The organism is Achromobacter sp. 1011811831 (assembly GCF_059760905.1).
This window is the reverse complement of the sequence record NZ_JCBANG010000002.1, coordinates 34,719-60,019: the sequence shown is the minus strand read 5'-3', so window position 1 is coordinate 60,019 and position 25,301 is coordinate 34,719. Positions and strand designations below refer to the sequence as shown.

The 25,301-nt window shown below is 67.4% G+C and carries 18 protein-coding genes; 9 read left to right on the top strand and 9 right to left on the bottom strand.

The window, feature by feature from the left end; all coding sequences use genetic code 11:
* Positions 1–5: 5 nt before the first annotated feature.
* From AC6LJ9_RS01185 to pmbA, 4 genes are all read right to left on the bottom strand, one after another.
* Positions 6–887: a branched-chain amino acid ABC transporter permease gene (locus AC6LJ9_RS01185; RefSeq protein WP_212320658.1), complete on the bottom strand. Its 882-nt coding sequence runs from the start codon at positions 885–887 to the stop codon at positions 6–8.
* Between the two features lie 252 nt (positions 888–1,139).
* The gene (locus AC6LJ9_RS01180; protein ID WP_103272370.1) at positions 1,140–2,294 is read right to left on the bottom strand and encodes an ABC transporter substrate-binding protein; all 1,155 of its coding nucleotides are present in this window, start codon (positions 2,292–2,294) and stop codon (positions 1,140–1,142) included.
* Between the two features lie 257 nt (positions 2,295–2,551).
* Positions 2,552–3,649 carry a type 2 periplasmic-binding domain-containing protein gene (locus tag AC6LJ9_RS01175; RefSeq protein ID WP_498146172.1) on the bottom strand — a complete coding sequence of 366 codons (1,098 nt, stop codon included), beginning with the start codon at positions 3,647–3,649 and terminating at the stop codon, positions 2,552–2,554.
* 185 nt (positions 3,650–3,834) lie between these two features.
* Positions 3,835–5,199, bottom strand: a complete 1,365-nt coding sequence (gene pmbA / locus AC6LJ9_RS01170) for a metalloprotease PmbA (protein WP_498146171.1) — start codon at positions 5,197–5,199, stop codon at positions 3,835–3,837.
* 58 nt (positions 5,200–5,257) lie between these two features.
* Between pmbA and yjgA the strand changes: the two genes are divergently transcribed.
* Both yjgA and AC6LJ9_RS01160 read left to right on the top strand, forming a co-directional pair.
* On the top strand, positions 5,258–5,809 hold the full coding sequence (gene yjgA / locus AC6LJ9_RS01165) for a ribosome biogenesis factor YjgA (RefSeq protein ID WP_212320662.1): 552 nt from the start codon (positions 5,258–5,260) through the stop codon (positions 5,807–5,809).
* An 8-nt stretch (positions 5,810–5,817) separates the two neighbouring features.
* Positions 5,818–6,495: an alpha/beta hydrolase gene (locus tag AC6LJ9_RS01160; RefSeq protein ID WP_498146170.1), complete on the top strand. Its 678-nt coding sequence runs from the start codon at positions 5,818–5,820 to the stop codon at positions 6,493–6,495.
* Between the two features lie 141 nt (positions 6,496–6,636).
* Here the strand turns inward: AC6LJ9_RS01160 and AC6LJ9_RS01155 are convergent, their stop codons facing one another.
* A complete protein-coding gene (locus AC6LJ9_RS01155) occupies positions 6,637–9,075 on the bottom strand; it encodes a bifunctional acetate--CoA ligase family protein/GNAT family N-acetyltransferase (protein WP_498146169.1) in 2,439 nt (812 codons plus the stop codon).
* Between the two features lie 133 nt (positions 9,076–9,208).
* Here AC6LJ9_RS01155 and gltX point away from each other — a divergent pair, with 133 nt between their 5' ends.
* Both gltX and AC6LJ9_RS01145 read left to right on the top strand, forming a co-directional pair.
* Positions 9,209–10,615, top strand: coding sequence for a glutamate--tRNA ligase (gene gltX, locus AC6LJ9_RS01150; protein WP_212316829.1), 1,407 nt, complete (start codon positions 9,209–9,211; stop codon positions 10,613–10,615).
* A gap of 15 nt (positions 10,616–10,630) precedes the next feature.
* A complete protein-coding gene (locus AC6LJ9_RS01145) occupies positions 10,631–11,185 on the top strand; it encodes a hypothetical protein (protein ID WP_212316831.1) in 555 nt (184 codons plus the stop codon).
* Between the two features lie 47 nt (positions 11,186–11,232).
* Here AC6LJ9_RS01145 and AC6LJ9_RS01140 read toward each other — a convergent pair whose 3' ends face one another.
* The 3 genes from AC6LJ9_RS01140 to AC6LJ9_RS01130 form a co-directional block, all read right to left on the bottom strand.
* Positions 11,233–12,432, bottom strand: coding sequence for an MFS transporter (locus AC6LJ9_RS01140; protein WP_498146168.1), 1,200 nt, complete (start codon positions 12,430–12,432; stop codon positions 11,233–11,235).
* Positions 12,433–12,528: 96 nt separating this feature from the next.
* Entirely contained in the window at positions 12,529–13,035 is a 507-nt protein-coding gene (locus AC6LJ9_RS01135) for a hypothetical protein (protein ID WP_498146167.1), read from the bottom strand.
* Between the two features lie 300 nt (positions 13,036–13,335).
* Complete coding sequence (locus tag AC6LJ9_RS01130) at positions 13,336–13,785, bottom strand: Lrp/AsnC family transcriptional regulator (RefSeq protein ID WP_103272360.1); 450 nt, start codon at positions 13,783–13,785, stop codon at positions 13,336–13,338.
* 139 nt (positions 13,786–13,924) lie between these two features.
* Here AC6LJ9_RS01130 and AC6LJ9_RS01125 point away from each other — a divergent pair, with 139 nt between their 5' ends.
* The 5 genes from AC6LJ9_RS01125 to AC6LJ9_RS01105 all read left to right on the top strand — a co-directional run bounded on the left by AC6LJ9_RS01125 (position 13,925) and on the right by AC6LJ9_RS01105 (position 23,562).
* Entirely contained in the window at positions 13,925–17,425 is a 3,501-nt protein-coding gene (locus tag AC6LJ9_RS01125; protein WP_498146166.1) for an indolepyruvate ferredoxin oxidoreductase family protein, read from the top strand.
* A gap of 304 nt (positions 17,426–17,729) precedes the next feature.
* Entirely contained in the window at positions 17,730–20,660 is a 2,931-nt protein-coding gene (locus AC6LJ9_RS01120) for a ribonucleoside-diphosphate reductase subunit alpha (protein ID WP_498146165.1), read from the top strand.
* Between the two features lie 20 nt (positions 20,661–20,680).
* Entirely contained in the window at positions 20,681–21,880 is a 1,200-nt protein-coding gene (locus tag AC6LJ9_RS01115; protein WP_212316840.1) for a ribonucleotide-diphosphate reductase subunit beta, read from the top strand.
* A 347-nt stretch (positions 21,881–22,227) separates the two neighbouring features.
* On the top strand, positions 22,228–22,827 hold the full coding sequence (locus AC6LJ9_RS01110) for a histone H1-like DNA-binding protein (protein WP_498146164.1): 600 nt from the start codon (positions 22,228–22,230) through the stop codon (positions 22,825–22,827).
* Positions 22,828–23,001: 174 nt separating this feature from the next.
* On the top strand, positions 23,002–23,562 hold the full coding sequence (locus AC6LJ9_RS01105) for a YggT family protein (protein WP_212316844.1): 561 nt from the start codon (positions 23,002–23,004) through the stop codon (positions 23,560–23,562).
* 262 nt (positions 23,563–23,824) lie between these two features.
* Here AC6LJ9_RS01105 and AC6LJ9_RS01100 read toward each other — a convergent pair whose 3' ends face one another.
* A complete protein-coding gene (locus AC6LJ9_RS01100) occupies positions 23,825–25,273 on the bottom strand; it encodes a D-alanine--poly(phosphoribitol) ligase (RefSeq protein WP_498146163.1) in 1,449 nt (482 codons plus the stop codon).
* Positions 25,274–25,301: the final 28 nt, after the last annotated feature.

Genomic DNA, 25,301 nt, shown 5'->3' with positions numbered 1-25,301 from the left:
CACACTCACGCCTTGCGTTGAACCACTTTGCCGAACAGGCCCTGCGGACGCACCAGCAGGATCAGGAACAGCAGGCCGAATGCCACCGCATCGCGCATGGTGGAGCCGATATAGGCCACCGACAGCACCTCGGCGAAGCCCAGGAACAGGCCGCCCAGCATGGCGCCGCGGATGTCGCCCATGCCGCCCAGGATGATGACCGCGATGCCCTTGTGCAGCATGGGCTGACCCATGAGCGGGAAGAGCGCGTTCGAGTACAGCCCGATCAGCACACCGGCCACGCCGCCCAGCGCCGCGGCGGCGAACGAGGTGGTGATGAACAGTTTTTCAACGTTGATACCCAGCAGCCAGGCGGCCTTGGGCGATTCGGCAATGGCGCGCAGCGCGCGGCCGAACTGCGTGCGGCGCATGACGAACATCAGCACGGCCATCAGCGCGAAGGACATGAAGATGATGCCCAGCTCGATCACCGTCAGGTGCAGGCCGGCGACCTCGATCACTTCCTCGGGCACGGTGCCGTGCGGGAAGCGCAGGTTGCTGGCGCCGAAGATGCCCTGCGCGGCGTTGTTCAGGATGATGCCCACGCCGATGGTGGCGATCATGGGAATCAGGTGGGGCGCGTTGCGCTTGCGCAGCGGCTTGAGCACCAGGTAGTCGATGATGACGCCGGTCAGGCCCGCGACGAGAAAGGCCGCCGCCAGTCCCGCCCACAGCGGCAGGGCCAGGTTCTGCACCACGGTCAGCGCCGCGTAGGCCCCCACCATGAAAACCGCGCCATGCGCCAGATTGATGACCCCGAGCACGCCGAAGACCAGCGTGAAGCCCAGTGCGAACAGGGCGTAGACGCAGCCCAGCGACAAGGCGTTGACGAATTGTTGTTCCAACATGATTGGACGTTCCAGATAAAACCGAAAGGACCGCCGCGCCGCGCTGATGGCGCGGGCCTGCGCCCCGCGGACGCGCTTCTGCTTGAAGCGCTCCCGCGACAAGGAAATGCTCCCGCGCCGCTTGCGCCGCGCGGGCCTGCTGCCCCCGAGGGATGTTCTTGTCTTGGGGCGGCCCTGCTATGAAAAGCGCCTGGCGCACGCCCCGTCCAGGCCGCGCGCCAGGCGCATCCCCCACAGGGGGACGCGTGCCGATTACTTCTCGATGACGTACTTGCCGTCCTTGGTCACGCTGACGATCGGCGCCTGGTCGGCGTCATAGCCAGCGGGCTTGCCGGCGCGGTCGTTGGCCTGGCGGAACTTGAAGGCACCGGTGGCGCCGGTCCACTGCACCGACGGCAGCGCATCGCGCAGGGCCGTGCGGTCCTTGGGCAGGTCGCCGCTGATCTTGGTGTTCTTCAGGGCCTGGGCGACGATGTACATGGCGTCGTACGACTGGGCCGCGAACTGGTCGGGCGCGCCGTTGAACTTGGCCTTGTAGGCGTCGATGAACTTCACGTTCTCGGCTGACTTGTTCTCGATGGACCAGGGGCTGCCGATCCACAGGTTGTTCGACGCGCCGCCAGGAGCCAGATCGAAGATCTTGACCGAGTTCATGCCGTTGCCGCCGATGACCGGCAGGTTGATGCCGAGCTGGCGGGCCTGCACCATGATCGGGGCGCCTTCGGCCAGCAGGGCCGACAGCACGATGGCGTCGGGATTGGTGCCCTTGATCTTGGTCAGCTGGGCCTTGAAGTCCACGTCGCCCTTGGCGAAGGTCTCGGTCGTGGTGACCGGGATCTTCTGGTCTTCCAGGGCCTTCTTGAAGTTGTCGTAGCCGCTCTTGGTGAAGACGTCGTCGTTGCCGTAGAGCACCGCCACGTTCTTCAGGCCGGTCTTGGCCTTGACGGTGGAGATGGTGGCCGGCAGCACGTCGGCTTCGGTGACCGAGTTGCGGAACACGTAATTGCCGATGGAGGTGATGCCGTCGGCGGTGTTGGAGGTGCCGAAGACGACCGTCTTGGCGGCCTGGGCGATCGGGTCGGCGGCCTGGGCCGAGTTCGACAGCGTCGGGCCGAAGACCATCAGGACGTTGTCCTTGAAGATCAGCTTCTTGAAGACGTTGATGGCTTCTTCCTTCTTGCCCTGTTCGTCCTCGATCACCAGCACGACCTTGTTGCCGTTGATGCCGCCGGCGGCGTTGATTTCATCGGCAGCCAGCTGGAAGCCGTTGCGGATCGACGCGCCGTACTGGGCGGCGCCGCCCGACAGGGCCTCGGCCACGCCCAGCTTGAGGTCGGCCGCGTGGGCAGCCGGAACGACACCGGCCGCGATCAGCGCGGCCAGCAACTTCTTGGTCTTCGATTGCATGGTTGATACCACCCTAAAGTCTGTCTCGGAATGTTTGGTAATCCGGGTCGGCCAAGCCTGCCGGATTGACGGCGGTTGCCGCTCGAAGGCGGCGCGTTCGCGCGTCAAGACCCGGCATATTACTCCTTTTGTATCAGGCCGAAACTTGAATGCCGTTCAACAAAAGGCGCCAAACCGCCCGATTTCTAGTCAAAAACCAGGGGAAATCAGTGAAAACCCCACTCCTTGCCGAATGCCATTCGGCACCGGCCTCCTGCTCAGCTCCTGGCCGACAGCGCCACGCCCAGGTACTGGCCGTAGGCGCCTTCGGTCAGGCGGAACCAGGGCATCTCGCTGTCGCGAAAACCCATGTAGCTGCTGTGCAGCGCCTTGAAGGCCGGGTCCTTGTCGCCCAGTTCCTTGTAGAGCTGCTGCGTGGCCTCGAAGGCCGCATCCATGATCGAGCGGGAAAAGGCGCGCAACTGCGCGCCATTGGCCGTCAACTGCGCCAGGGCGCCGGGATTGCGCGCGTCGTAGCGGGCCGCGGTGGCGGCGTGCGCGGCGCGGGCGGCGGCCTCGACCACCGACTGGTAGTTCTTGGGCAGCTTGCTCCAGGCCTCGTCATTGATATAGAGCGACAGCTGGCCGCTGCCAGCCCACCAGCCCGGCCCGTAATAGAACTTGGCAAACTTGTTCAGCCCGAGCTTGCTGTCATCGTAGGCGCCGGAGCCGGCCACGGCCTCCAGGCCGTCCTTCTCGGCCGCCTGCGCCAGCTCGGCCAGCGCCGCCTGCTGCGGCGCCACGCCCAGGCGGGCCAGCACGTCGGCGGCCAGGCCGTCCACGCGCATCTTCAGGCCCTTCAGGTCGCCCACGCGCTTGACCTCTTTCCTGAACCAGCCGCCCATCTGGCCGCCGGTATTGCCCAGCGGGAAGTTGACGGCCTTCAGGGGCTTGAACAGCTCGCGGGTCAGGCGCAAGCCCTCGCCTTCCATCATCCAGGCGTCCATCTGGCGCGCGGTCAGGCCGAAAGGCATGCCGGCATCGAAGCAAAAGGCGGGATTGCGCGCGTGCAGCAGCGCGGAAGAGGCGTGGGCGCATTCGACCTTGCCGGCGCCGACAGCGTCGACCAGCTCGGCCGCTGGCGCGACCTCGCCCTCGGGCAGGTGGCGGATGCTGAACTTGCCGCCGGTGGATTCGGAAACGAACTTGCAGAAGGTCTCGCCCGCGCCGAAGCGCAGGTCCAGGGCGCTGGGGAAACCGGAGGCCAGGCGCCACTTCAGCGACGGCGAATCCTGGGCATATGCCGGCGCGGCGATGGCCGCGCCCGTTGCCACGGCGCCGAGCCCCGCCTGTTTCAAGAATGAACGTCGTTGCATCTCTTGCTCCTTCTTTACAGCAACACCAGGGACTTCCAGCAATACCCGCCGGATATTACACGCTGGCGGGGTCAGGGATTGCTAGAGGAATTCCCGAGCAGGTAAGGGATTGCAAAGGCGCGACGGCACGGACGGCCGGGCAAGGCGGCGTTGGCCGGGGCAACGCCCCGGCCGGGGGGATCGGATCAGACGCCGGCGATGGCCATCTGCTCGATCAGGATCGAGCCCGTGGTCTTGGTGCCGCGCGAGATGACGTCGGCGCCCACCGCCACGATCTGGCGGAACATGTCGTTCAGGTTGCCGGCGATGGTCACTTCCTGCACCGCGTGCTGGATCTTGCCGTTCTCGACCCAGTAGCCGAACGCGCCGCGCGAATAGTCGCCGGAGACGTAGTTCACGCCCTGCCCGATCAGCTCGGTGACCAGGAAGCCCGTGCCCATCTTGCGCAGCATGGCTTCGAAATCGTCGCCGGCCTTGGTCTGGATGGAGCTGAAGGTCAGGTTGTGCGAGCCGCCAGCGTTGCCGGTGGTGGTCATGCCGAGCTTGCGGGCCGTGTACGAGGACAGGAAATAGCCTTCCAGCACGCCGGCCGTCACCACGCTGCGCTTGCGCGTGCGCACGCCTTCGTCATCGAACGGCGAGCTGCCCATGGCGCCGCGCACGTGCGGATCCTCGGTCAGGTTGATGTGCGACGGGAAGATCGGCTTGCCCAGGGCGTCGAGCAGGAAGCTGGCCTTGCGGTACAGCGCGCCGCCGTTGGCCGCCTGCGTCAGGGCGCCGACCAGGCCCAGGGCCAGCGGCGCCTCGAACAGCACCGGGAACTTGCCGGTGCGGATACGGCGGGCGGACAGGCGCGACAGCGTGCGCTCGGCGGCGTAGCGGCCCACGGCCTCGGGCGAGGCCAGGCGGGCCGGGTCGCGCTCGGACGTGTACCAGTAGTCGCGCTGCATGCCATTGCCGCGGCCGGCGATCGGCGCCACCGACAGGCTGTGGCGCGAATAGGCGTAGCCGCCCAGGAAGCCACGGGTATTGCCCATGACGAACTGGCCTTCGTAGGTGCCCACCGAGGCGCCATCGGTATTGGTGATGCGGGCATCGACCTCGCGGGCGGCGCGCTCGGCGCGCAGGGCCAGCTCGGCCGCCTCTTCGGTGGACACCGGCCAGGCGTGGTGCAGGTCCAGGTCGGGGAATTCGGTGGCCAGCTGGTCGGCGTCGGGCAGGCCGGCGGCCGGGTCGGCGGCGGTGTGACGGGCGATGTGCCAGGCCGCTTCCACCGTCTGGCGCAGCGCCGCCTCGGAAAAGTCGGAGGTCGAGGCCGAGCCGCGGCTCTGGCCGGCGTAGACCGTCAGGTCCAGTGAGCGGTCGCGGGTCTGCTCGACGGTTTCGATGTCGTTCTTGCGCACCGAGACCGACAGGCCCAGGCTCTCGGAGACTTCAGCCGCCGCGTCCGAGGCGCCGATCTGGCGCGCGTAGGCGAGGGTTTGCTCGACGAGTTCGGAAAAACGCGCGTGATTTGCCGCCAGCGGCAGGGATGATGTGGGTTTGACCATTGCTGTCCAATTTGCAGAGACGGTTATCATAGCCAAGTCTGTCATTGCGCAGTTTTCCATGAATTCCCATCCCGAAGAAGAATCCGTCGACGAAGGCTACGACGAGAACGGCTACGACCGTCCCAGCAAATCCCAGATCAAGCGCGACATGCACGCGCTGCTGGACCTGGGCAAGCAGCTGATCGCCCTGTCGCCCGAACGCCTGAAACAACTGCCGCTGGCGGAACGCCTGTACGAGGCCATCCGCATGGCCCAGCGCACCACCAGCCGCGAGGGCCTGCGCCGCCAGACCCATTTCGTGGGCAAATTGATGCGCGACGCCCCCGCCGAGGAAATCCGCGCCCAGCTCGACGTCTGGGAAAACGGCTCGCGCGAGGAAACCGCCGCCATGCACCGGCTGGAGACCCTGCGCGACCGCCTGCTCGACGATGACGAGGCCCTGACCCGCCTGCTGGAGAACAATCCGCAGGCCGACGTGCAGCACCTGCGCGCCGTGATCCGGGCCGCGCGCAAGGAAAAGCAGGCCAACGCCGCCCTGCTGCAAGGCCAGGAACCGCAAAAGAAGCAGTACCGGGCGCTGTTCCAGGCGCTCAAGGCCCTCATCCACTGATTCCGCCCATGACCGCCACGACCGACCTGCTCGACTGCATCGAGATCGAAACCGCCCCCAACCCCACGCACGCCGTGATCTGGCTACACGGGCTGGGCGCCGACGGCAACGACTTCGCGCCCATCGTGCCGGAGCTGGACCTGCCGGCCGGCAGCAAGGTGCGCTTCGTGTTCCCGAACGCGCCGGTGCAGCCGGTGACCATCAACAACGGCATGGCCATGCGTTCCTGGTACGACATCCTGGTGATGGATCTGGTGCGCGTCGAGGACGGCGCCGGCATCCGCCGCTCGGAAGCCGAGATCCACAAGCTGATCGCGCGCGAGAACGCCCGCGGCATCCCCACGTCCAACATCGTGCTGGCCGGCTTCTCGCAGGGCTGCGCCATGACGCTGCACACCGGCCTGCGCCTGCCCGAGAAGCTGGCCGGCATGATGGGCCTGTCGGGCTACCTGCCGCTGCTGGACACGGCCGAGGCCGAGCGCCACGGCGCCAATGCGCGCACCCCGATCTTCCTGGCCCACGGCACCTTCGACCCGGTCGTGCCGCTGGCGCGCGCCAAGGCCACGCTGGCCGAGCTGCAGCGCCTGGGCTGCGACGTGCGCTGGCACACCTACGGCATGCCGCATTCCGTATGCGCCGAGGAAGTAGCCGACATCTCGCGCTTCCTGCGCGAAGTGCTGGGCTGAGCAAATCAACGACCGCCCCCCGGATACGCCACCTGCAGCGTAGATAGCAGGCGCTACCCCATCGAGGCCGCACGGAGCCGGCTCCGCCGGTCCGTAGCGGCGCCCCCCTGGGGGGAAGCGCGCAGCGCTTCGGGGGGGGTCCTAAACCTCGAGCCAGACCCGCCGCATGGTCGGATCTTCCGGGTCGGGATCATTGGTGAAACCCAGGCTGGTCATCAGCGCCAGCATGGGCCGGTTGGTCGACAGCACCAATCCGTCTATGTACTCCAGCCCCTGCTCGCGCGCCGCGTCGATCAGCGCCGACATCAGCTGACGCCCCAGGCCGCGGCGCTGCCAGTCGTCGCCGATCACCAGCGCGTACTCGGCGCCGCGCCCGTCCGGGTTGCGCAGATAGTGCGCGAAGCCCACCAGCACCTCTCTCGGATGGCCGCGATTGGCGGGATTGGGCACCAGCGTGGCGGCGACCAGCGCCAGTTCGCGGTGATAGTCCACCTGGGTGTAGCGCGACACCATGCGCGGCGTCAGCTCGCGCATCATCGACACGAAACGCATGTAGCGCGAGCGCTCGGACAGGCCGCGGATAAACTCCTGCAACGACTCGGCGTCCTCGGGACGGATCGGCCGCAGCACCCACGGGATGCCGTCGTTGAAGCGGCGCACCTGCACCAGCCGCGCCGGATACGGGTGGATCGCCATGTGCGGGTAACCGGCGGTCTGCGGCGTGGCGCAGCCTGGCGTTTCGGTCAGCGTCATGCGCAGTCCGCCCGCGCGCAACTGGGTTTCGCCGGCGTAGAGCGGATCGATGTCCAGCGACTCGATGTCCGGCAATTCCGAGACCAGCTCTGACACCTGCACCAGCGCCTGCTGCAGCGCCTCGGCCGCCAGATGGCCGACGCGCGGCGCCAGCACGCGGCGCCATAGCCGGCTGCGCTCGATCAGCTGGCGCGCCAGGAAGCCGTTGAGCGGCGGCAGGTCCATGCCACGGTCGGATTGCGACAGGAAGGCATCCGGGCCGCCCGCGCCAAAGCGGATCACGGGACCGAATTGCGGATCGCGGCGCACGCGCACCGCCATGGGACGCGACTCGGGCTCGGCCGAGGCCACTTCCAGCGGCGCATCGCGCAAGGGCACGTAGAACAGCGCCAGCAGGGTACGGATCTCGGACGTGTTCAACTCGCGCCGGCATTCGGCGCGCACCCGCGCCAGCAGGTCCCGGGCCGCGACCAGGTCGGGGACATGGCTGGCGGGCTCGGGCGGCTGGGTCTGCAGCAGCAGTTGTTGGTTGTAGTGATGCGTGGCCAGCACGCCGAAGGCGTCGGCCGCGGATTCGGGCGTGCGGAACGCCGAGGTGCCCGCGTCGTCCAGCATGCGCCTCAGCGGCCGCATGCCGGCATCGCCCATGAAACAGGTCACCACGGGCTTCCTGGCCTTGGGCGCGACCTGGGCCAGATCGCGCGCCACGGCCGGCATGTCGGCCAGCGCGTCGGGCGCCAGCAGCACCAGCACGCCGTCCACGCCGGCATCGTCCAGCACGGCGTCGAGGATCGCGCGGATGCGCTCGGGCGTCAGCGGCACATAAGTGATGACGGGATTGGCGATGGCCGCGTCCGGCTCCAGCATGGCCGCCAGCGCCCGCTGCGTCGCGGGCGTCAGCTCGGCCTTGAGCACGGCAGCGTCCGGGCCGATCAGGTCCATGGCCAGCTGCGGCGGTCCGTTGCCGTTGGAGATCAGCGCCACGCGCCGCCCCTTTGGCCGCCGGGTATAGCCCAGCACCTTGACCGCCGAGAACAGCTGCACGAAGTAGCGCACCCGCACCGCGCCGGCGCGCCGCAGCGCGGCGTCGAACACCGCATCGCTGCTGTCGGCGCCGTGCTGGCCGGCCTTGAGCACGATGACCGGCTTCACGCTGGCGGCGGCGCGCAGCACGCTCATGAATTCGCGCGCCGGTCCGACATCTTCCAGATAGAGCACGATGCTGTCGGTGCGCGGGTCGCTGGCCAGGTAGTCCAGCACCTTGGACAGGCCGACCACGGCCTCGTCGCCCAGCGAGACGGCGACGGAAAAGCCGATGTGCACGTCCTCGGCCCAGTCCATGACCGCCGCCATGATGGAGCGCGACTGCGCCAGCAGGGCCACCCTGCCCGGGCGCGCCAGCACCGGGTGCTGGCTGAGGTTCAGGCCCGCGTGCGGGCGCTGCGCGCCGAACGAGCGCGGCCCCAGCAGTTCGCAGCGGTTTTCCTCGGCCCAGGCGCGACACAGCGCCAGCGTGCCGCGCGGATAAGGATCGGGCAGTTCGTGCGGCAGCAGGATGACCGAGCGGGGCGACAGCGCCGCCAGCCGGCGCAGCGTTTCCGGCAGTACCGCCGGCGACACGCAGACCAGGACCAGGTCGGGACGCTCGCCCGGCGCCAGGCCGTTCAGGCTGGCGGGCAGCTCGGGCGCCTCGCCCACGGCGCAGTCGACCACCGTGCAGCGGGCCTTGAGCGCCGGCGACAGGGATCCCGCCGCCGGCAGGGGCCGGTCGGCCACGATCACCAGCGAACCGGGTTCGAACATCGGGGCCAGGGCGTGTCGCAGCATGGGGTGGCGGGGCGCGATTCGGGCGCTAATCTAAAATAGCGTCCATCGTAACAAGACCAGCCCGCCACATGTTTGATGTGGCCCCTGCCGGACGCCGCTTTGTGGCGTCGCCGCCATCACCGCTACGCTTCCTATGACCGCCAACGCTTCCTCCCCCATCCGCACCCGCTTCGCGCCCTCGCCCACCGGCTTCCTGCACCTGGGCGGCGCGCGCACCGCGCTGTTCTCGTGGGCCTTCGCCCGCCACCACCAGGGCACCTTCGTGCTGCGCATCGAAGACACCGATGTCGAGCGCTCCACGCCCGAGGCGGTGCAGGCGATCCTGGACAGCATGGACTGGCTGGGCATGCAGCCCGACGAGGGCCCGTTCTATCAGATGCAGCGCATGGACCGCTACCGTGAAGTGGTCGCGCAGATGCTGGCCGCCGGCACCGCCTACCACTGCTACAGCTCGCCCGAGGAAGTGGAAGCCATGCGCGAGGCCGCCCGCGCCCGCGGCGACAAGCCGCGCTACGACGGCACCTGGCGTCCCGAGCCGGGCAAGACCCTGCCGCCGGTGCCCGCCGGCCGCCAGCCCGTGGTCCGCTTCAAGAACCCGCAGGATGGCGCCACCTCGTGGAACGACATGGTCAAGGGCGTGATCAGCTTCGACAATACCGAGCTGGACGACCTGATCATCGCCCGTCCCGACGGCACCCCCACCTACAACTTCTGCGTGGTGGTGGACGACTGGGACATGGGCATCACCCACGTGCTGCGCGGCGACGACCACGTCAACAACACCCCGCGCCAGATCAACATCCTGCGCGCGCTGGGCGCCGCGCTGCCCGAATACGGCCACGTGCCCATGATCCTGGGCCCGGACGGCGAGAAGCTGTCCAAGCGCCACGGCGCGGTCAACGTCATGGAATACGACAACGAGGGCTACCTGCCCGAGGCCATGATCAACTACCTGGCCCGCCTGGGCTGGAGCCACGGCGACGACGAGCTGTTCAGCCGCGAACAGCTGGTGAGCTGGTTCGACACCCGCCACCTGTCCAAGTCCGCCTCGCAGTGGGATCCGAAGAAGCTGAACTGGGTCAACGCCCACTACATCAAGCAGATGGACGACGCCGAGCTGGCCGAGCGCGTCGCGCCGCGCGTGGCCAAGCGCGGCGGCCATCCGGAAAAGACCAACCTGCCCGGCATCATGGGCCTGCTCAAGGACCGCGCCGAAACGCTGGAACAGCTCGCCGACGGCGCCATGCTGTTCTGCGGCGAGTTCAAGCCGGCCCCCGCCGAGCTGGCCGAACAGCACCTGACGCCGGCCGCGCGCGAGGCGCTGGCGGACTTCGCGCAACGCGCCCAGGGCACCGAATGGACCCGCGAGGCGCTGTCCGCGCTGATCAAGGCCGTGCTGGCCGACCGTGGCCTGAAGATGCCGCAGCTGGCCATTCCTCTGCGCGTGGCGGTGGTGGGCCAGACGCAGACGCCGGCGGTGGACGCCGTGCTCGCGCTGCTGGGCAAGGAAACGGTGCTCGCGCGCCTGGCCTCGGCCTGAGGCTCGCGCCCGGTCATGCAACTGTCCCTGGACGACCTGGCCAATCTGGCGTCACAACGCCCGATCGGCGGCCGCCATCCCTGGGACAGCAACGACGAGGCCCAGGTCGATGGTTTCTACCGGCACGTCTGCGCCGAACTGGAGCGGACGCTGCCAGCGGCCTCGCGTATCGCCTGGGGACACTATGGATCGGGCTACGCGTCCTTCGTCGACGCCTGGTTCTACCGCGAGGAGCGTGATTTCAAGACGGGCAAGGGCGACCAGCATATCGGCCTGGTGATCCTGCTGTGCCGGCTGGCGCCCTGCTTCGTCTTCATGCAGGGCGAGAAATGGCGCCATGCCACGGGCGGCAGCAGCTACCTGCCCGCGCTGGACATGGTCGACCGGCTGGACTCGCCGGCGGTCGCGGCCCTGGCCGAGCGTGCCCAGCCCGTGCTGGAGCGACACGGATTGGCACGTGCCAGGCGTGCCGAACTGGAAGCGCCGCTGCCGCCGGATCTGAGCGTCCCCACGATACTGTCCGATCCGCCCTACGCCGTGTTCGACGCCTTGTTCCACTGGGAAGACTGAAACACGCGGCCAACTGGCCGCATGTTTTCTTGGCCGCGCCCGCCGCCTCAGGCCGTGGCCGGCGCCGCTCGGCGCATGAGCGCCCAGGCGAAGCCCGCGCCCAGCACGGGCAGCATCACGGCCGAACCGCCGAACAGCGCGGCCGCCCCGATCTCGTCCACCACCGCGCCGGCCAGCGCCACGCCGGCGGCCTGCCCCATGAACAGGCAGGACGCGAACCAGGCCACGGCCGTGCCGCGCGCGGACGGCACCATCTGGGTGGCATTGGTCTGCAAGGTGGCGTGCAGCAGGTAATAGCCGAAGCCTGCCAGCACGCTCGCCGGCAGGCTCCACACCCAGGCCGGCCCCAGCAGATAGGACAGGAAGGCCACGCCCAGCACCAGCCCGCCCGCCACCGCCAGTCCGCGCTCGCCGAGCCGCTTGAGAATGCGCCCGGCCACCACGGTGTAGAGCAGTCCGCCCACCGCGTAGACGGCCACCAGCGCGCCGGCGGCCGTCAGCGAAATGTCGAAGCGCTCGTGCAGATAGGACGGGGCAAAGGCCAGCGCGCCGAACACCAGCAGCCCCTCGATGAAGACCGTCGCCAGCACCACGCGCGGCCAGGGCGCGCCCAGCACCAGCCGTGCCTGCGCGACAAAGCCCTGGCGCGCGCCGGCGGCCAGGCCCGCGCCCAGGCCGGCCGCCTGCTGGCGCCGAACTTCCTGGCGCAGCAACAGGCCGACGATCAGGTAACCGCAAACCAGCGCCGCGAAGGCCCAGCGCCAGCCCACCGTGTCGGCGAACAGGCCGCCGGCGAGCTGGCCGGCGGACATGCCCAGGATGGTACCGGTCAGGAAACGCGCCAGCGTGGCCTGCCGACGCTCGTAGGGAACGGTGTCGCCGATCCAGGCCATGGACAGCGGCACGATGCCGGCCCCGGCCGCGCCCGACAGCGCCCGGCACAGCACCAGCACGTCCAGCGACTGAGCCATGACCGCGCCCGCGCTGCCCAACGCACAGGCGAAAGTGGCCACGCTGACCACGCGGTACTTGCCATAACGGTCGCCCACGGGACCGAAGAACATCTGCAACACGCCATAGGCCACGGCGAAGGCCGTGACGGCGCGCGCGGCCTGCCCGGTGGTGGTGCCGAACTCGGCCGCGAGCTGCGGCAGCATGGGATCACAGATGCGGAAGGCGCTGGCGCTGACGAAGGCGGCCAGGGCAAGCAGCGCGATGGCGCGCACTTCGGAGGACAGGGCGGGCATGATGGCCGGGACGTGGTGGCAGGCGAAACCCGCACCTTACCGCAGCCTGCCGCGGCCGGCCCGGCCGCCGGGCGAAATGTCCGCCCGGCGCAACGCTCAATACGGCAGGCGGTAGCCCTGCGGCATGCGGCGGGCGGTCACGACCTGGCCGCCGGACTTCAGCTCGCGCAGCGTCAGCTTGGCCTGCTCGACCTTCTCGACGCGGTAGCGGTTCAGGTAGATGGGATCGTCGAAGTCCACGATCTCGCCGTTCGAGACGGTGGTGCGCATGGTGTAGACGCCGTCGGCCACGGTCCAGCAGCCGCTCTCGCGCAGGGCCGGACGCGTCTTGCGGCCGATCTTGAGCTGGGTCTCGTACGCCATGGAGCCATCGGCGCGCAGCACGGTCAGCGACTGGAAGTCGCCGCTCACGCCACGCGGCTTGGAACTCGAATACCAGGTGCCAACCATCGGGTCGCCGCTCTTGACCGGCACGCAGGCCGGCGGCTTGGGCGGTCCTTCGGGCTTGGCCTCGGTGATGGCGGCGGGCTTCCTGGCGGCGCAACCGGCCAGGATCAGGGCGACGCCAAACGCGCCGGCCATACGCAAATACAGACTGCTCATGAATTCCTCAACACGTCCGCCGACGCGCCGCGCCGATCCCCCGGCGCGCCCCTCGCGCGACAAACATCACGCACTCTAAAGAGGGCATGATGAAGAATCAACGACGATTGCTGCGACGGCGCGCGCGTAGTGCAATTGCGCAACAGTCGATCTGGAGCAAGACCGGTTTTAGCGCTGGAACCCGCAAAAATGCGTTGGTTTCAAGCGACACGGCGTCGGGCGCGCACGATGCCGACGCACGGGTATGTCGCGGCGCTCTGTATATATAGAGCGCCGCGCATTCGTCACCATGCCCGCGCCTCACAGCGGCAGGCGCTGCTCGTGCTTGATCTCGCGCAGCGCCACGATGGTGCGGGTCTGGCGGATGCCCGGCATGTTGAACAGGAAGCGATGCAGGAAGCGGTCGTAGGCCTCGGGGCTTTCCACCAGGATCTTCAACAGGAAGTCCGAGTCGCCCGTGACCGCATAGCATTCGAGGATCTCGGGCGCGTCGCGCACCGAGCGCTCGAAGTTCTCGACCGTGTTCGCGGAATGCCGCTCCAGGCTGATCTGCGCGAACATGCAACCCAGACCGACCTTGGCCCGGTCCACCTGCGCGCTGTAACCCTGGATCACGCCGCTGGCTTCCAGCGCCTTGACCCGCCGCCACACCGGCGCGGCCGACAGGCCGACCTTGTCCGACAGCTGCTGCGCCGAGGCCCGGCCGTCCTCCTGCAGGGCCTTGAGGATGTTGATGTCGGTCTTGTCCATATGGCTTTGTCTCCAGTTTTGATCTGATTATCGGCAAAACGAAATATTCATTGCGAATTATAGGGATAGCACGATCCGATAACGCAATAAACCCGATGCTCCGCGAACCTATCATGGTGCCAAATTAGGAGCATCGACCATGGACGGCACCCCCGCCCCCGAACCTCAGCTGGATCTCGACTACCAACTGGGCGACAACCTCACGCGCAGCACCGGCCGCATTTTCCTGACCGGCACCCAGGCGCTGGTGCGCATCATGCTGACGCAGCGCCGGATGGACAAGGAGCGCGGCCTGAACACGGCCGGCTTCGTGTCCGGCTACCGCGGATCGCCGCTGGGCGGCGTGGACATGGCCATGTGGAAGGCGCAGAAGGCGCTGGACGCCAACCAGATCAGCTTCCTGCCCGGCATCAATGAAGACCTGGCGGCCACGGCCGTCATGGGCACGCAACAGGCCGGCATGCGCGCGGACCGCAAGGTCGATGGCGTGTTCGCCATGTGGTACGGCAAGGGTCCGGGCGTGGACCGCGCCGGCGACGCCCTGCACCACGGCAATGCCGCGGGCGCCTCGCGCAACGGCGGCGTGCTGGTGGTGGTGGGCGATGACCATACCGCCGTCTCGTCCTCGATCCCGCACGCCAGCGAGGCCTCGCTGATCGGCTGGCAGATGCCCATCGTGCATCCTTCGTCCATCGACGAATACGAGACCTTCGCGCTATGGGGCTGGGCGCTGTCGCGCCACTCGGGCGCCTGGGTGGCGTTCAAGGCCGTGTCCGAGACCATCGAGTGCGGCCATTCCTTCGCGCCCGCGCTGCCGCAGCGCTACGACATGCCGGCGGACCCGGACCTGCCGCCGGAAATGCTGGAGTACTCGGCCCGCGACTTCCTGTCGCTGGCGGTCGAGACGCGCATGAACCTGCGCATGAAGGCGGTGGCCGCCTTCGCGCGTCGCCACAGCATCGACAGGCTCACCTGTCCGGCGCCCAAGGCCGTGGCCGGCATCGTCACGGTCGGCAAGGCGCACCTGGACACCATGGAAGCGCTGGCGCGGCTGGGCGTGGACACGGTCACCGCCAACGCGCCGGTACGCATCTACAAGCCCGGCCTGACCTGGCCGCTGGACGCCGAACGCCTGCTGGAATTCGCGCGCGGCCTGTCGCACATCCTGGTGATCGAGGAAAAGGGCGCGGTGGTCGAGAGCCAGATTAAGGACCTGCTGTTCAACCTGCCCGACCGCCCCACCGTCATCGGCAAGAAGGGCTTTGACGGCGAAGCGCTGGTGCCCTCGGCCGGGCAGCTGCGTCCGTCGCTGCTGGCGCGGCCGCTGGCCGCCTGGCTGACCCGCGCGGCCGGCTTGCCCGCCGCCGGCGACCTGGCCACCTTCGATTGCCAGGCGCCGCTGTCCAACGAGGCCGACGGCATGCGCCGCCGCCCCTACTTCTGTTCGGGCTGTCCCCACAGCACCTCGACCAAGGTGCCCGAGGGCAGCCAGGCCCTGTCGGGCGTGGGCTGCCACTACATGGCTGCCTGGATGGACCGCGACACCGGCGGCCTGACCCAGATGGGCGGCGAAGGCGTGGACTGGATCGGCCTGTCCCGCTACACCAATATGCCGCACGTGTTCCAGAACATGGGCGAAGGCACGTACTACCACTCCGGCTACCTGGCCATCCGCCAGGCGGTCGCGGCGCGCGCCAACATCACCTACAAGATCCTGTTCAACGACGCCGTGGCCATGACCGGCGGACAGCCGGTGGACGGCCCGATCTCGGTGCCGCAGATCTGCCAGCAGCTGCGCGGCGAGAACGTGGCCCGCATCGTCGTCACCTCCGACGAACCCGAGAAATACCAGGGCGTGGACCTGGGCGGCATCCGCGTGCACCACCGGCGCGAGCTGGACGCGCTGCAGCGCGAACTGCGCGAGATTCCCGGCGTCACCGTGCTGATCCACGACCAGACCTGCGCCGCCGAAAAGCGCCGCCGCCGCAAGAAGAACCAGTTCCCCGACCCGGCCCGCCGCATGCTGATCAACAGCGCGGTCTGCGAAGGCTGCGGCGACTGCGGCGTGCAATCGAACTGCCTGTCGGTGGTGCCGCTGGAAACGCCCTACGGCCGCAAGCGCGCGATCGACCAGTCCAGCTGCAACAAGGACTACTCCTGCGCCGAGGGCTTCTGCCCCAGCTTCGTGTCCGTCATGGGCGGCAAGCCGAAGAAGAGCGCCGCGCCCAAGGCCGACCAGGAACGGCTGCAGCAGCTCATCGCGCAACTGCCGGCGCCCGCGCCGGCCGCGCTGGACCGGCCGTACCGCCTGCTGGTGGCGGGCATGGGCGGCACCGGAGTCATCACCATCGGCGCCATCATTTCCATGGCCGCGCACCTGGAAGGCCTGTCGGCCGCCGTGCTCGACCTGACCGGCCTGGCGCAGAAAGGCGGCACCGTGGTCAGCCACATCCGCCTGGCGCCGGCCGGCGCCCAGCCCGGCCCGGTGCGGCTGGACTGGCAGCAGGCCGACGCCGCCATCCTGTGCGACCCGGTGGCCTCGGTGGCGCCGGACTCGCTGGGCGCGCTGCGCCACGGCCACACCCAGGTCACCGTGAACACCTACGTGGCCCCGGTGTCGGACTTCACCCGCAACCCGGATGCGGCCATGCGCCCCGAGGCGCTGCTGGCCAAGATCCGCCACGCCGCCGGCGACGCGCACACCGCCGCGATCGACGCGCACGCGGCCGCGCTGGCCCTGTTCGGCGACAGCATCCTGTCGAACATGTTCATGCTGGGCTATGCCTGGCAGCGCGGCGGCGTGCCGCTGTCGCACGCCGCCATCAACCGCGCCATCGAGCTGAACGGCGTGGCCGTGGCCGCCAACCGGGCCGCCTTCGACAGCGGCCGCCTGGCGGCGCACCAGCCCGACGCGCTCTCGACCGCGCTGCGGCCGCGCGCCCAGGTCGTGCAGCTGCATGTGCCGGAATCGTTCGAGCATGCCGTCGCCCGCCGCCTGGCCGACCTGACCGCCTACCAGGACGCCGGCTACGCCCGCCAGTATCAGGACGTGGTCGAACGGGTCGCGGCGCGCGAGCGCGAACTGTCGCCCGACGCCAAGCCGCGGCTGGCGCTCGCGGTGGCGCGCAGCCTGTTCAAGCTCATGGCCTATAAGGATGAGTACGAAGTGGCGCGGCTCTACACCGGCGACGCGTTCCGGGCCCAGCTCCAGGACCAGTTCGAAGGCGAATACAGCCTGCGCTTCCACATGGCGCCGCCGATCTTCGCGCGCAAGGATCCGCGCACCGGCGTGCCGCGCAAGATGACGCTGGGTCCGCGCACCATGACCGCGCTCAAGCTGCTGGCGCGCTTCAAGCGCGTGCGCGGCACCTGGCTCGATCCGTTCGGCCGCACCGCCGAGCGCAAGATGGAACGCGCCCTGATCGCCGAGTACCGCCAGACCGTGGATCAGTTGCTCGACGGCTTGAACGCGGACAAGCTCGAACAGGCGGCCACCATCGCCGCCCTCGCGGAAACGGTACGCGGCTTCGGCCACGTGAAGGCCGCCAACGTCGAGAAGTACCGGACCGAGTTGGCGCGCTTGATGCAAAGCTATGTGGCGCCTGCTCCTCGCGACATGCCCCTGCGCAAAACCGCGTAAACACTCGCTCTCACGAGTCCGATCCTGGGCGCGCCTTGCTGGGCGCGCCCAGTGCATTTCGTAACAATCTTTTGGAGGAATGGTCACATCTTCTTCTTGTAGCTGTCTTAGTCGATCACTAGAATTAGTGCGAAATGAGGGGTGCTACACTACATGTTGTGGTCGCCCAAGCGCTGATTCCCGTCGGCCACGCCATCCGGACGACACCGTCCCAGCGTCGCGATCCCCCTCAAAACAGAACCCATTCCGTATCCGGCGCGATGCCGTCGCGCCCTATCTACGCGCTTTCCACACAGGAGCTTCCATGCAGACTACGATCGCCTCTGTGACCCGGCCCACGGCCGTGCCGCCCTCCCAAACCGACTCTCCGGCCGACGCCAACGGCGGCCAGTGGGGCAGCTACAACCTGATCCGCCGCAATGGTTCGGTGGTCGGTTTCGAGCCCAGCAAGATCGCCATCGCCATGACCAAGGCCTTCCTGGCCGTCAATGGCGGTCAGGGCGCGGCTTCGGCCCGCGTGCGCGAGCTGGTCGAATCGCTGACCAGGCAGGTCGTCAACGCGCTGGTGCGCAACCGTCCCGGCGGCGGCACCTTCCACATCGAAGACGTGCAGGACCAGGTCGAACTGGCGCTGATGCGCTCGGGCGAGCATGACGTGGCCCGCTCCTACGTGCTGTACCGCGAGAAGCGCACCCAGGAACGCGCGGCCGCCGCCGCGGCCGACGCGCAGCAGCAAGCCGCCGCCCCCGCCGCCGGCCCGTCGCTGAACGTGACCGACAACGGCGTGCGCCGTCCGCTCGACATCGCCGGCCTGCGCGCCACCATCGAAGCCGCCGGCGTGGGACTGACCGAGTTCATCGACACCGAAGCGATCCTGAAGGAAACCGTCAAGAACCTGTACGACGGCATCCCCGTGGACGAAGTGTTCAAGTCCGCCATCCTGTCCGCCCGCGCGCTGGTCGAGAAGGATCCGGCCTACAGCCAGGTCACCGCCCGCCTGCTGCTGCACACGATCCGCAAGGAAGTGCTGGGCCAGGAAGTCTCGCAGGCCGACATGAGCCAGCGCTACGCCGACTACTTCCCCACCTTCATCTCGCGCGGCATCGAAGGCGGCCTGCTGTCGCCCGACCTGTCCCAATACGACCTGGCCAAGCTGGGCCAGGCGCTGGACGCCGGCCGCGACCTGCAGTTCGGCTACCTCGGCCTGCAAACCCTGTACGACCGCTACTTCCTGCACATCCGCGGCACCCGCATCGAACTGCCGCAGGTGTTCTTCATGCGCGTGGCCATGGGCCTGGCGCTGAAAGAGACCAACCGCGAAGCGCGCGCCATCGAGTTCTACGAGATCCTGTCCTCGTTCGACTTCATGAGCTCGACGCCCACGCTGTTCAACTCGGGCACGCTGCACTCGCAGCTGTCATCGTGCTACCTGACCACCGTCTCGGACGACCTGGAAGGCATCTACGACGCCATCAAGGAAAACGCGCTGCTGGCCAAGTACGCCGGCGGCCTGGGCAACGACTGGACCCCGGTGCGCGCGCTGCGCAGCCACATCAAGGGCACCAACGGCGAAAGCCAGGGCGTGGTCCCGTTCCTGAAGGTGGTCAACGACACCGCCGTTGCGGTGAACCAGGGCGGCAAGCGCAAGGGCGCGGTCTGCACGTACCTGGAAACCTGGCACCTGGACATCGAGGAATTCCTCGAACTGCGCAAGAACACTGGCGACGAACGCCGCCGCACGCACGACATGAACACGGCGAACTGGATTCCCGACCTGTTCATGAAGCGCGTCATGGAGAACGGCGAATGGACCCTGTTCTCGCCCTCCGACTGCCCCGACCTGCACGACAAGTACGGCCATGAATTCGAGCAGGCCTACCTGGGCTACGAAGCCCGCGTGGCCAGCGGCGACCTGAAGCTGTTCAAGAAGATGCCGGCGCTGACGCTGTGGCGCAAGATGCTGTCGATGCTGTTCGAAACCGGCCACCCCTGGATCACGTTCAAGGATCCGTGCAACATCCGTTCGCCGCAGCAGCACGTGGGCGTGGTCCACAGCTCGAACCTGTGCACCGAGATCACGCTGAACACCAACGACTCCGAAATCGCGGTGTGCAACCTGGGTTCGGTGAACCTGGTCGCGCACATGAAGCCGGCCGCCGGCGGCGGTTTCGAACTCGACCACGAGAAGATCAAGCGCACGGTCAGCATCGCCATGCGCATGCTCGACAACGTGATCGACATCAACTACTACGCGGTCGACAAGGCGCGCAATTCCAACCTGCGCCACCGTCCGGTGGGCATGGGCATCATGGGATTCCAGGACTGCCTGCAGATGATGCGCGTGCCTTACGCCTCGCAAGCCGCCATCGAATTCGCCGACACGTCGATGGAATCCGTGTGCTATCACGCGTACTGGGCCTCGAGCCTGCTGGCCGAAGAACGCGGCCGCTATCAATCGTATGAAGGCTCGCTGTGGTCGCGCGGCATCCTGCCGCAAGACACGTTGAAGATGCTGCGCGATGAACGCGGTGGTCATGTCGAGGTCGATGAATCGAGCACGCTCGATTGGGATACGTTGCGCGCGCGCATCAAACAACATGGCATGCGCAACTCCAATTGCATCGCAATTGCCCCAACCGCCACTATTTCCAATATCATTGGCGTATCTGCGTGCATCGAACCCACTTTCCAGAACTTGTACGTCAAATCGAATCTCTCCGGCGAGTTCACGGTCGTAAACGATTACCTCGTGCGTGACCTGAAGAAACTCGGTCTCTGGGACGAAGTCATGGTCGCCGACCTCAAGTACTTCGACGGCAGCCTGTCCCGCATCGATCGCGTACCTTCCGAACTCCGCGAACTCTACGCCACCGCGTTCGAAGTCGAACCGAGCTGGCTGGTGGAATGCGCGTCGCGTCGCCAGAAGTGGATCGATCAGGCCCAGTCGCTGAACATCTACATGGCCGGCGCATCGGGCAAGAAACTCGACGACACCTACAAGCTGGCGTGGAAGCGTGGCCTGAAGACCACGTACTACCTGCGTACCCTGGGCGCGACCAGCGCCGAGAAATCCACGGGCCGCGGCGGCGAACTGAACGCCGTCAGCGCCGGCGGCCAATCCGCCGCCTCGCCTGTGGCCGCTGCACCTGTTTTGCCGGAACCCGAAGTTCTCGGGGCGGTTTGCACCATGCGGCCGGGCGATCCCGGCTTCGAAGAGTGCGAAGCCTGCCAATAACCGCCTCCGGAGAATGAATCATGATTAATTGGGAAGACGACAACCTCGCCACGCAACCTGCACAAGCCCCCGCGCCCGCGGCGGGCTCGCAGGGCGCGCCCGCAGTCCGGGCGGCGACCGGTGTGTTCGGCGACTCCGCCCTGCCCACGCCCGCCGCGCCTGAACACGCGGCCGGCCTGGCGGCCAGCGGCGATGCCGTCTCGCACCGCGTGAAGGTTGCCGACAAGCGCATCATCAACGGCCAGACCGACGTCAACCAGCTGGTGCCGTTCAAGTACAAGTGGGCCTGGGAAAAGTACCTGGCCACTTGCGCCAACCACTGGATGCCGCAAGAAATCAACATGTCGCGCGACATCGCCCTCTGGAAGAACCCGAACGGGCTCACCGAGGACGAGCGCCGCATCGTCAAGCGCAACCTGGGTTTCTTCGTCACGGCCGACTCGCTGGCCGCGAACAACATCGTGCTGGGCACCTACCGCCACATCACGGCGCCCGAATGCCGCCAGTTCCTGCTGCGCCAGGCGTTCGAGGAAGCGATCCACACCCACGCCTACCAATACATCGTCGAAAGCCTGGACCTGGACGAGGCGGAGATCTTCAACGCCTATAACGAAGTCCCGTCCATCCGCGCCAAGGACGAATTCCTGATCCCGTTCATCGACGCGATCGCCGACCCGAACTTCAAGACCGGCACGCCGGAAGCCGACCAGACGCTGCTGAAGTCGCTGATCGTCTTCGCGTGCCTGATGGAAGGCCTGTTCTTCTACGTCGGGTTCACGCAGATCCTGGCGCTGGGTCGCCAGAACAAGATGACCGGCGCGGCCGAGCAGTACATGTACATCCTGCGCGATGAATCCATGCACTGCAATTTCGGCATCGACCTGATCAACACCATCAAACTTGAGAATCCGCATCTCTGGACGCCGGAATTCCGCGAAGAAATCCGAGAACTCTTCCGCAAAGCGGTCGAACTCGAATACGCTTACGCCGAAGACACGATGCCGCGCGGCGTGTTGGGCCTGAACGCTCCGATGTTCAAGTCCTACCTGCGCTTCATCGCCAACCGTCGCTGCCAGCAGATCGGCATCGAGCCGCTGTTCCCCCAGGAAGAAAATCCCTTCCCGTGGATGGCGGAGATGATCGACCTTAAGAAGGAACGCAACTTTTTTGAAACTCGCGTGATCGAATACCAAACCGGTGGCACGCTGAGCTGGGAGTAAAGCCGTACGCCGCCAGGCCCGGCGCGGGCACGCCTCGAGACACGAGGCGTCGCGTTCGCGACAGGCCATGGCGGCGCGCTCCCCGGTCAGGGTGCTTCGAACACGCAAGACTAGCGGTAGGCGGCCTGTTTCAGGCTGACCTGCCGGCGCCATTTGAAATGGCTCGCGCCAAAGGAGCGGGGGCCATATCAAATGGCTGTGCCGAATTCATTAGCGCAAACCGTAGTAGCTGTTGCTCGCACAGAACAGCGGCATGCGCCGATGAATAGCCCGGGCACGGTCCGCTTTGTTGGCGGGTCGGGGCACGGGTTTAAGTTCTGGGACCCCTGAACCTAAGGAGCATGACCATGGCAACAGCCAAGAAAGCCGTAAAGAAAGCGGTGAAGAAGCCCGCCGCCAAGAAGGCAGTAGCGAAGAAGGCCGCCCCGGCCAAGAAAGCTGCCGCCAAGAAGGTTGCAGTGAAGAAGGTCGCCGCCAAGAAGCCGGCGGTGAAGAAGGTTGCCGCCAAGAAGCCGGCAGTCAAGAAGGTCGCCGCCAAGAAGCCGGCAGCCAAGAAGGTCGCCAAGAAAGCGGTAGCCAAGAAGGCCGTCGCCAAGAAGGTCGCGGCCAAGAAGCCCGCAGCCAAGAAGGCCGTCGCCAAAAAGGCCGTCGCCAAGAAAGCGGTAGCCAAGAAGGTCGTCGCCAAGAAGGCGGTAGCCAAGAAGGCCGTCGCCAAGAAGCCGGCTGCCAAGAAGGCCGCTGCCAAGAAGGCTCCTGCTGCCAAGAAGGCCGTAGCCAAGAAGGCTGCCCCGGCTGCCAAGAAGGCCCCGGCTGCCAAGAAGCCCGCTGCGAAGAAAGCCGCTCCGAAGAAGCCCGCCACGCCGCCGTCCACGGCTGCCGCCCCGGGTGCGAAGACCGCGCTGAACCCCGCCGCGTCGTGGCCCTTCCCGACCGGTGGCCGTCCCTAATCCGGACTCAGCCGTCTAGCGGTACTGAAGCCGCCTGGCCTGGCCAGGCGGCTTTTTCATTGGGCGCCGCCGCCCAAGCCGGATCATCCCTGGCCCTGACCGTCGCCACGCGGAGGTATTTTTTCATCTGCCCGTGCGACAATGGAATCCGTCTTTTTCTGGTAGATCCCACCCATGCTCGGTGAAATCCTTCGCTTCCTGCTCGAAATCGTCTTCACGCTATTCGGCGCCGCCTTGATCGCCCGGGCATGGATGCACGCGATCCGGCTGCCGCCGTTCAATCCGCTGGCGCGCGCGATCTACCAAGCCACCAACTGGCTCGTGCTGCCGCTGCGCAAGATCATTCCCGCCGGCAACAAGATCGACTGGACCAGCCTGGTGGCGACCTGGCTGTCGGCGCTGGTCTACCTGGTGCTGATCTGGCTGGTGGCCATCGGCGCGCTGATCCCCGTCGCCCTGCTGCCCGCCGCCATGGGCTCGGCCCTGATCATGGCGATCAAGTGGGCGCTCAACCTGGTCGTCTGGCTGACACTGATCCAGGCCGTGCTGTCCTGGGTCAACCCCATGGCGCCGCTGATGCCGCTGCTCTCGACCCTGACCGCGCCGCTGCTCGATCCCATCCGCCGCATCCTGCCGCGCAGCTCGATCGATTTCTCGCCGCTGGTCCTGCTGGTGGTCGCGCAGATCGTGCTGATGGTCCTGGCCCGCCTCAGTTATTCGCTGATGGGGGTGTAGAAGGCCCCCCCGAGGCGCTGCGCGCCTTCCCCCAGGGGCGCAGCTGCGGACCGGCGGAGCCGGATCCGCGCTGCCCGGCTTGGGGAGGCAGTGCTGCTTGGGAAGGTGTGTTCTCAAGGAGAGACGACGGCGTAGAAGCAATGTGGATCGCCTCAGTGCCAGCTGCTCGGCGCCCACATCAAGCCGCCCATATCAATCGATCCCCGACGAGCTGACGGCATGTCTAGCGCCACGCTCACCAGCGCATGCGGCCACGCTGCCCCTACGCGGGTATCCCGGCGTAGATATCGATCAGCTTCTTGCGGTCGATCTTGTGGTTGTTCGACATGGGCAGGGCCGGGCAGGCTACCAGCTCGGACGGCACCATGTAGGGCGGCAGGCGTTGCGCCAGCAGGTCTTTCCAGTTCGATAGCGCCTGCGCGTCCAGGAAGGCGGGCTGCTCGCCTGCCACCGCCGCGCCCGTGACGAAGCCGATCAGGCGTACCGCCGTGCCATCCGGACGGCGCAGCACGGCGCAGGCGCCGCCCTCCGCGCCGGGCAGCCCGTGCAGCGCCTCGTCGATTTCCGCCAGTTCGATGCGATAGCCGTTGAGCTTGATCTGGTCGTCCATGCGGCCGCGGCAGAACAGCAGGCCGCCCTCTTCCATCTGGCCCAGATCGCCGGTGCGAAAGCCCCGGCGGCCGTCGGCGTGGACGAAGAGCTTCTGCTCGTTCAGGTCCGCGCGGTTCAGATAGCCGCGCATGACATGGTCGCCGACGATGCAGATCTCGCCGTCCGTCACCAGCAGCTCGCAATCCGGCTTGGCGTGGCCGACCGGCAGCGGATCGTGCCGCGCCAGCACCGCGTCCGTGATCTGGATCCAGGTCGTGGCGACAGTGGCCTCGGTCGGACCATAGGTATTCAGGATGGCCGCATCCGGGAAACGCTGGCGCAACTTTTTGGCCAGGGCGGCCGGCAAGGGTTCGCCGCAAAATAGAAACGTGCGCAAGGTCGGCAGCGTCGCGGGCGAGAAATCCCGGTTGGCCAGCTGCTGATGCGCGAAGGACGGCGTCGATACCCACACCGTGATGCCTTGTTCGGCCAGCCTGGCGATCCACGCGGCGGGCGTCGCGATCAGTTCGCGCGAGTTCAGTACGCAGGCGCCGCCGGATGCCAGCGTGGCGAAGACTTCGTACATCGACAGGTCGAAGCTGAACGGCGCCTGGTTCATGAACACCGGCGCATCGCCCAGTCCGAAGCTGCCCAGCATCCAGTCGCCCAGCAGGCCCACGCTCTCGCGCCCGATCTGCACGCCCTTCGGATCGCCGGTGCTGCCCGAAGTGAACATGACGTAGGCCAGGCCGCGTTCGGCCAGCGGCGCGCCGTGGCCGGGTTCAAAACGGCCAGCGGCCGCATCGAAAACCGCCGCCGGCCGCACGATCTCGACGATGCGGCGCAGGCGCTCGGGCGGATAGATCGTGTCGACCGGCACGAACGGCGCGCCGACCAGCAGCGCGCCGACCATGGCCACGAAGAACGAAGCCTGCTTGTGGCCATAGATGGCCACCGGCACATCCGGCGCCGCGCCATGCGCACGCGCGGCGTCGGCCCAGGCCAGCGCCTCGGCGCGCAGCTGCGCCCAGCTCAGGTTCCGGTCGGCCGCGGCCACCGCCAGCGCATCGGGCGCGCGCTCGCATTCCACGAAGTCGAAGGATTTCAGGTCGAAACGCATGCCGATGCTCCCGGCGTATGAAAATGGA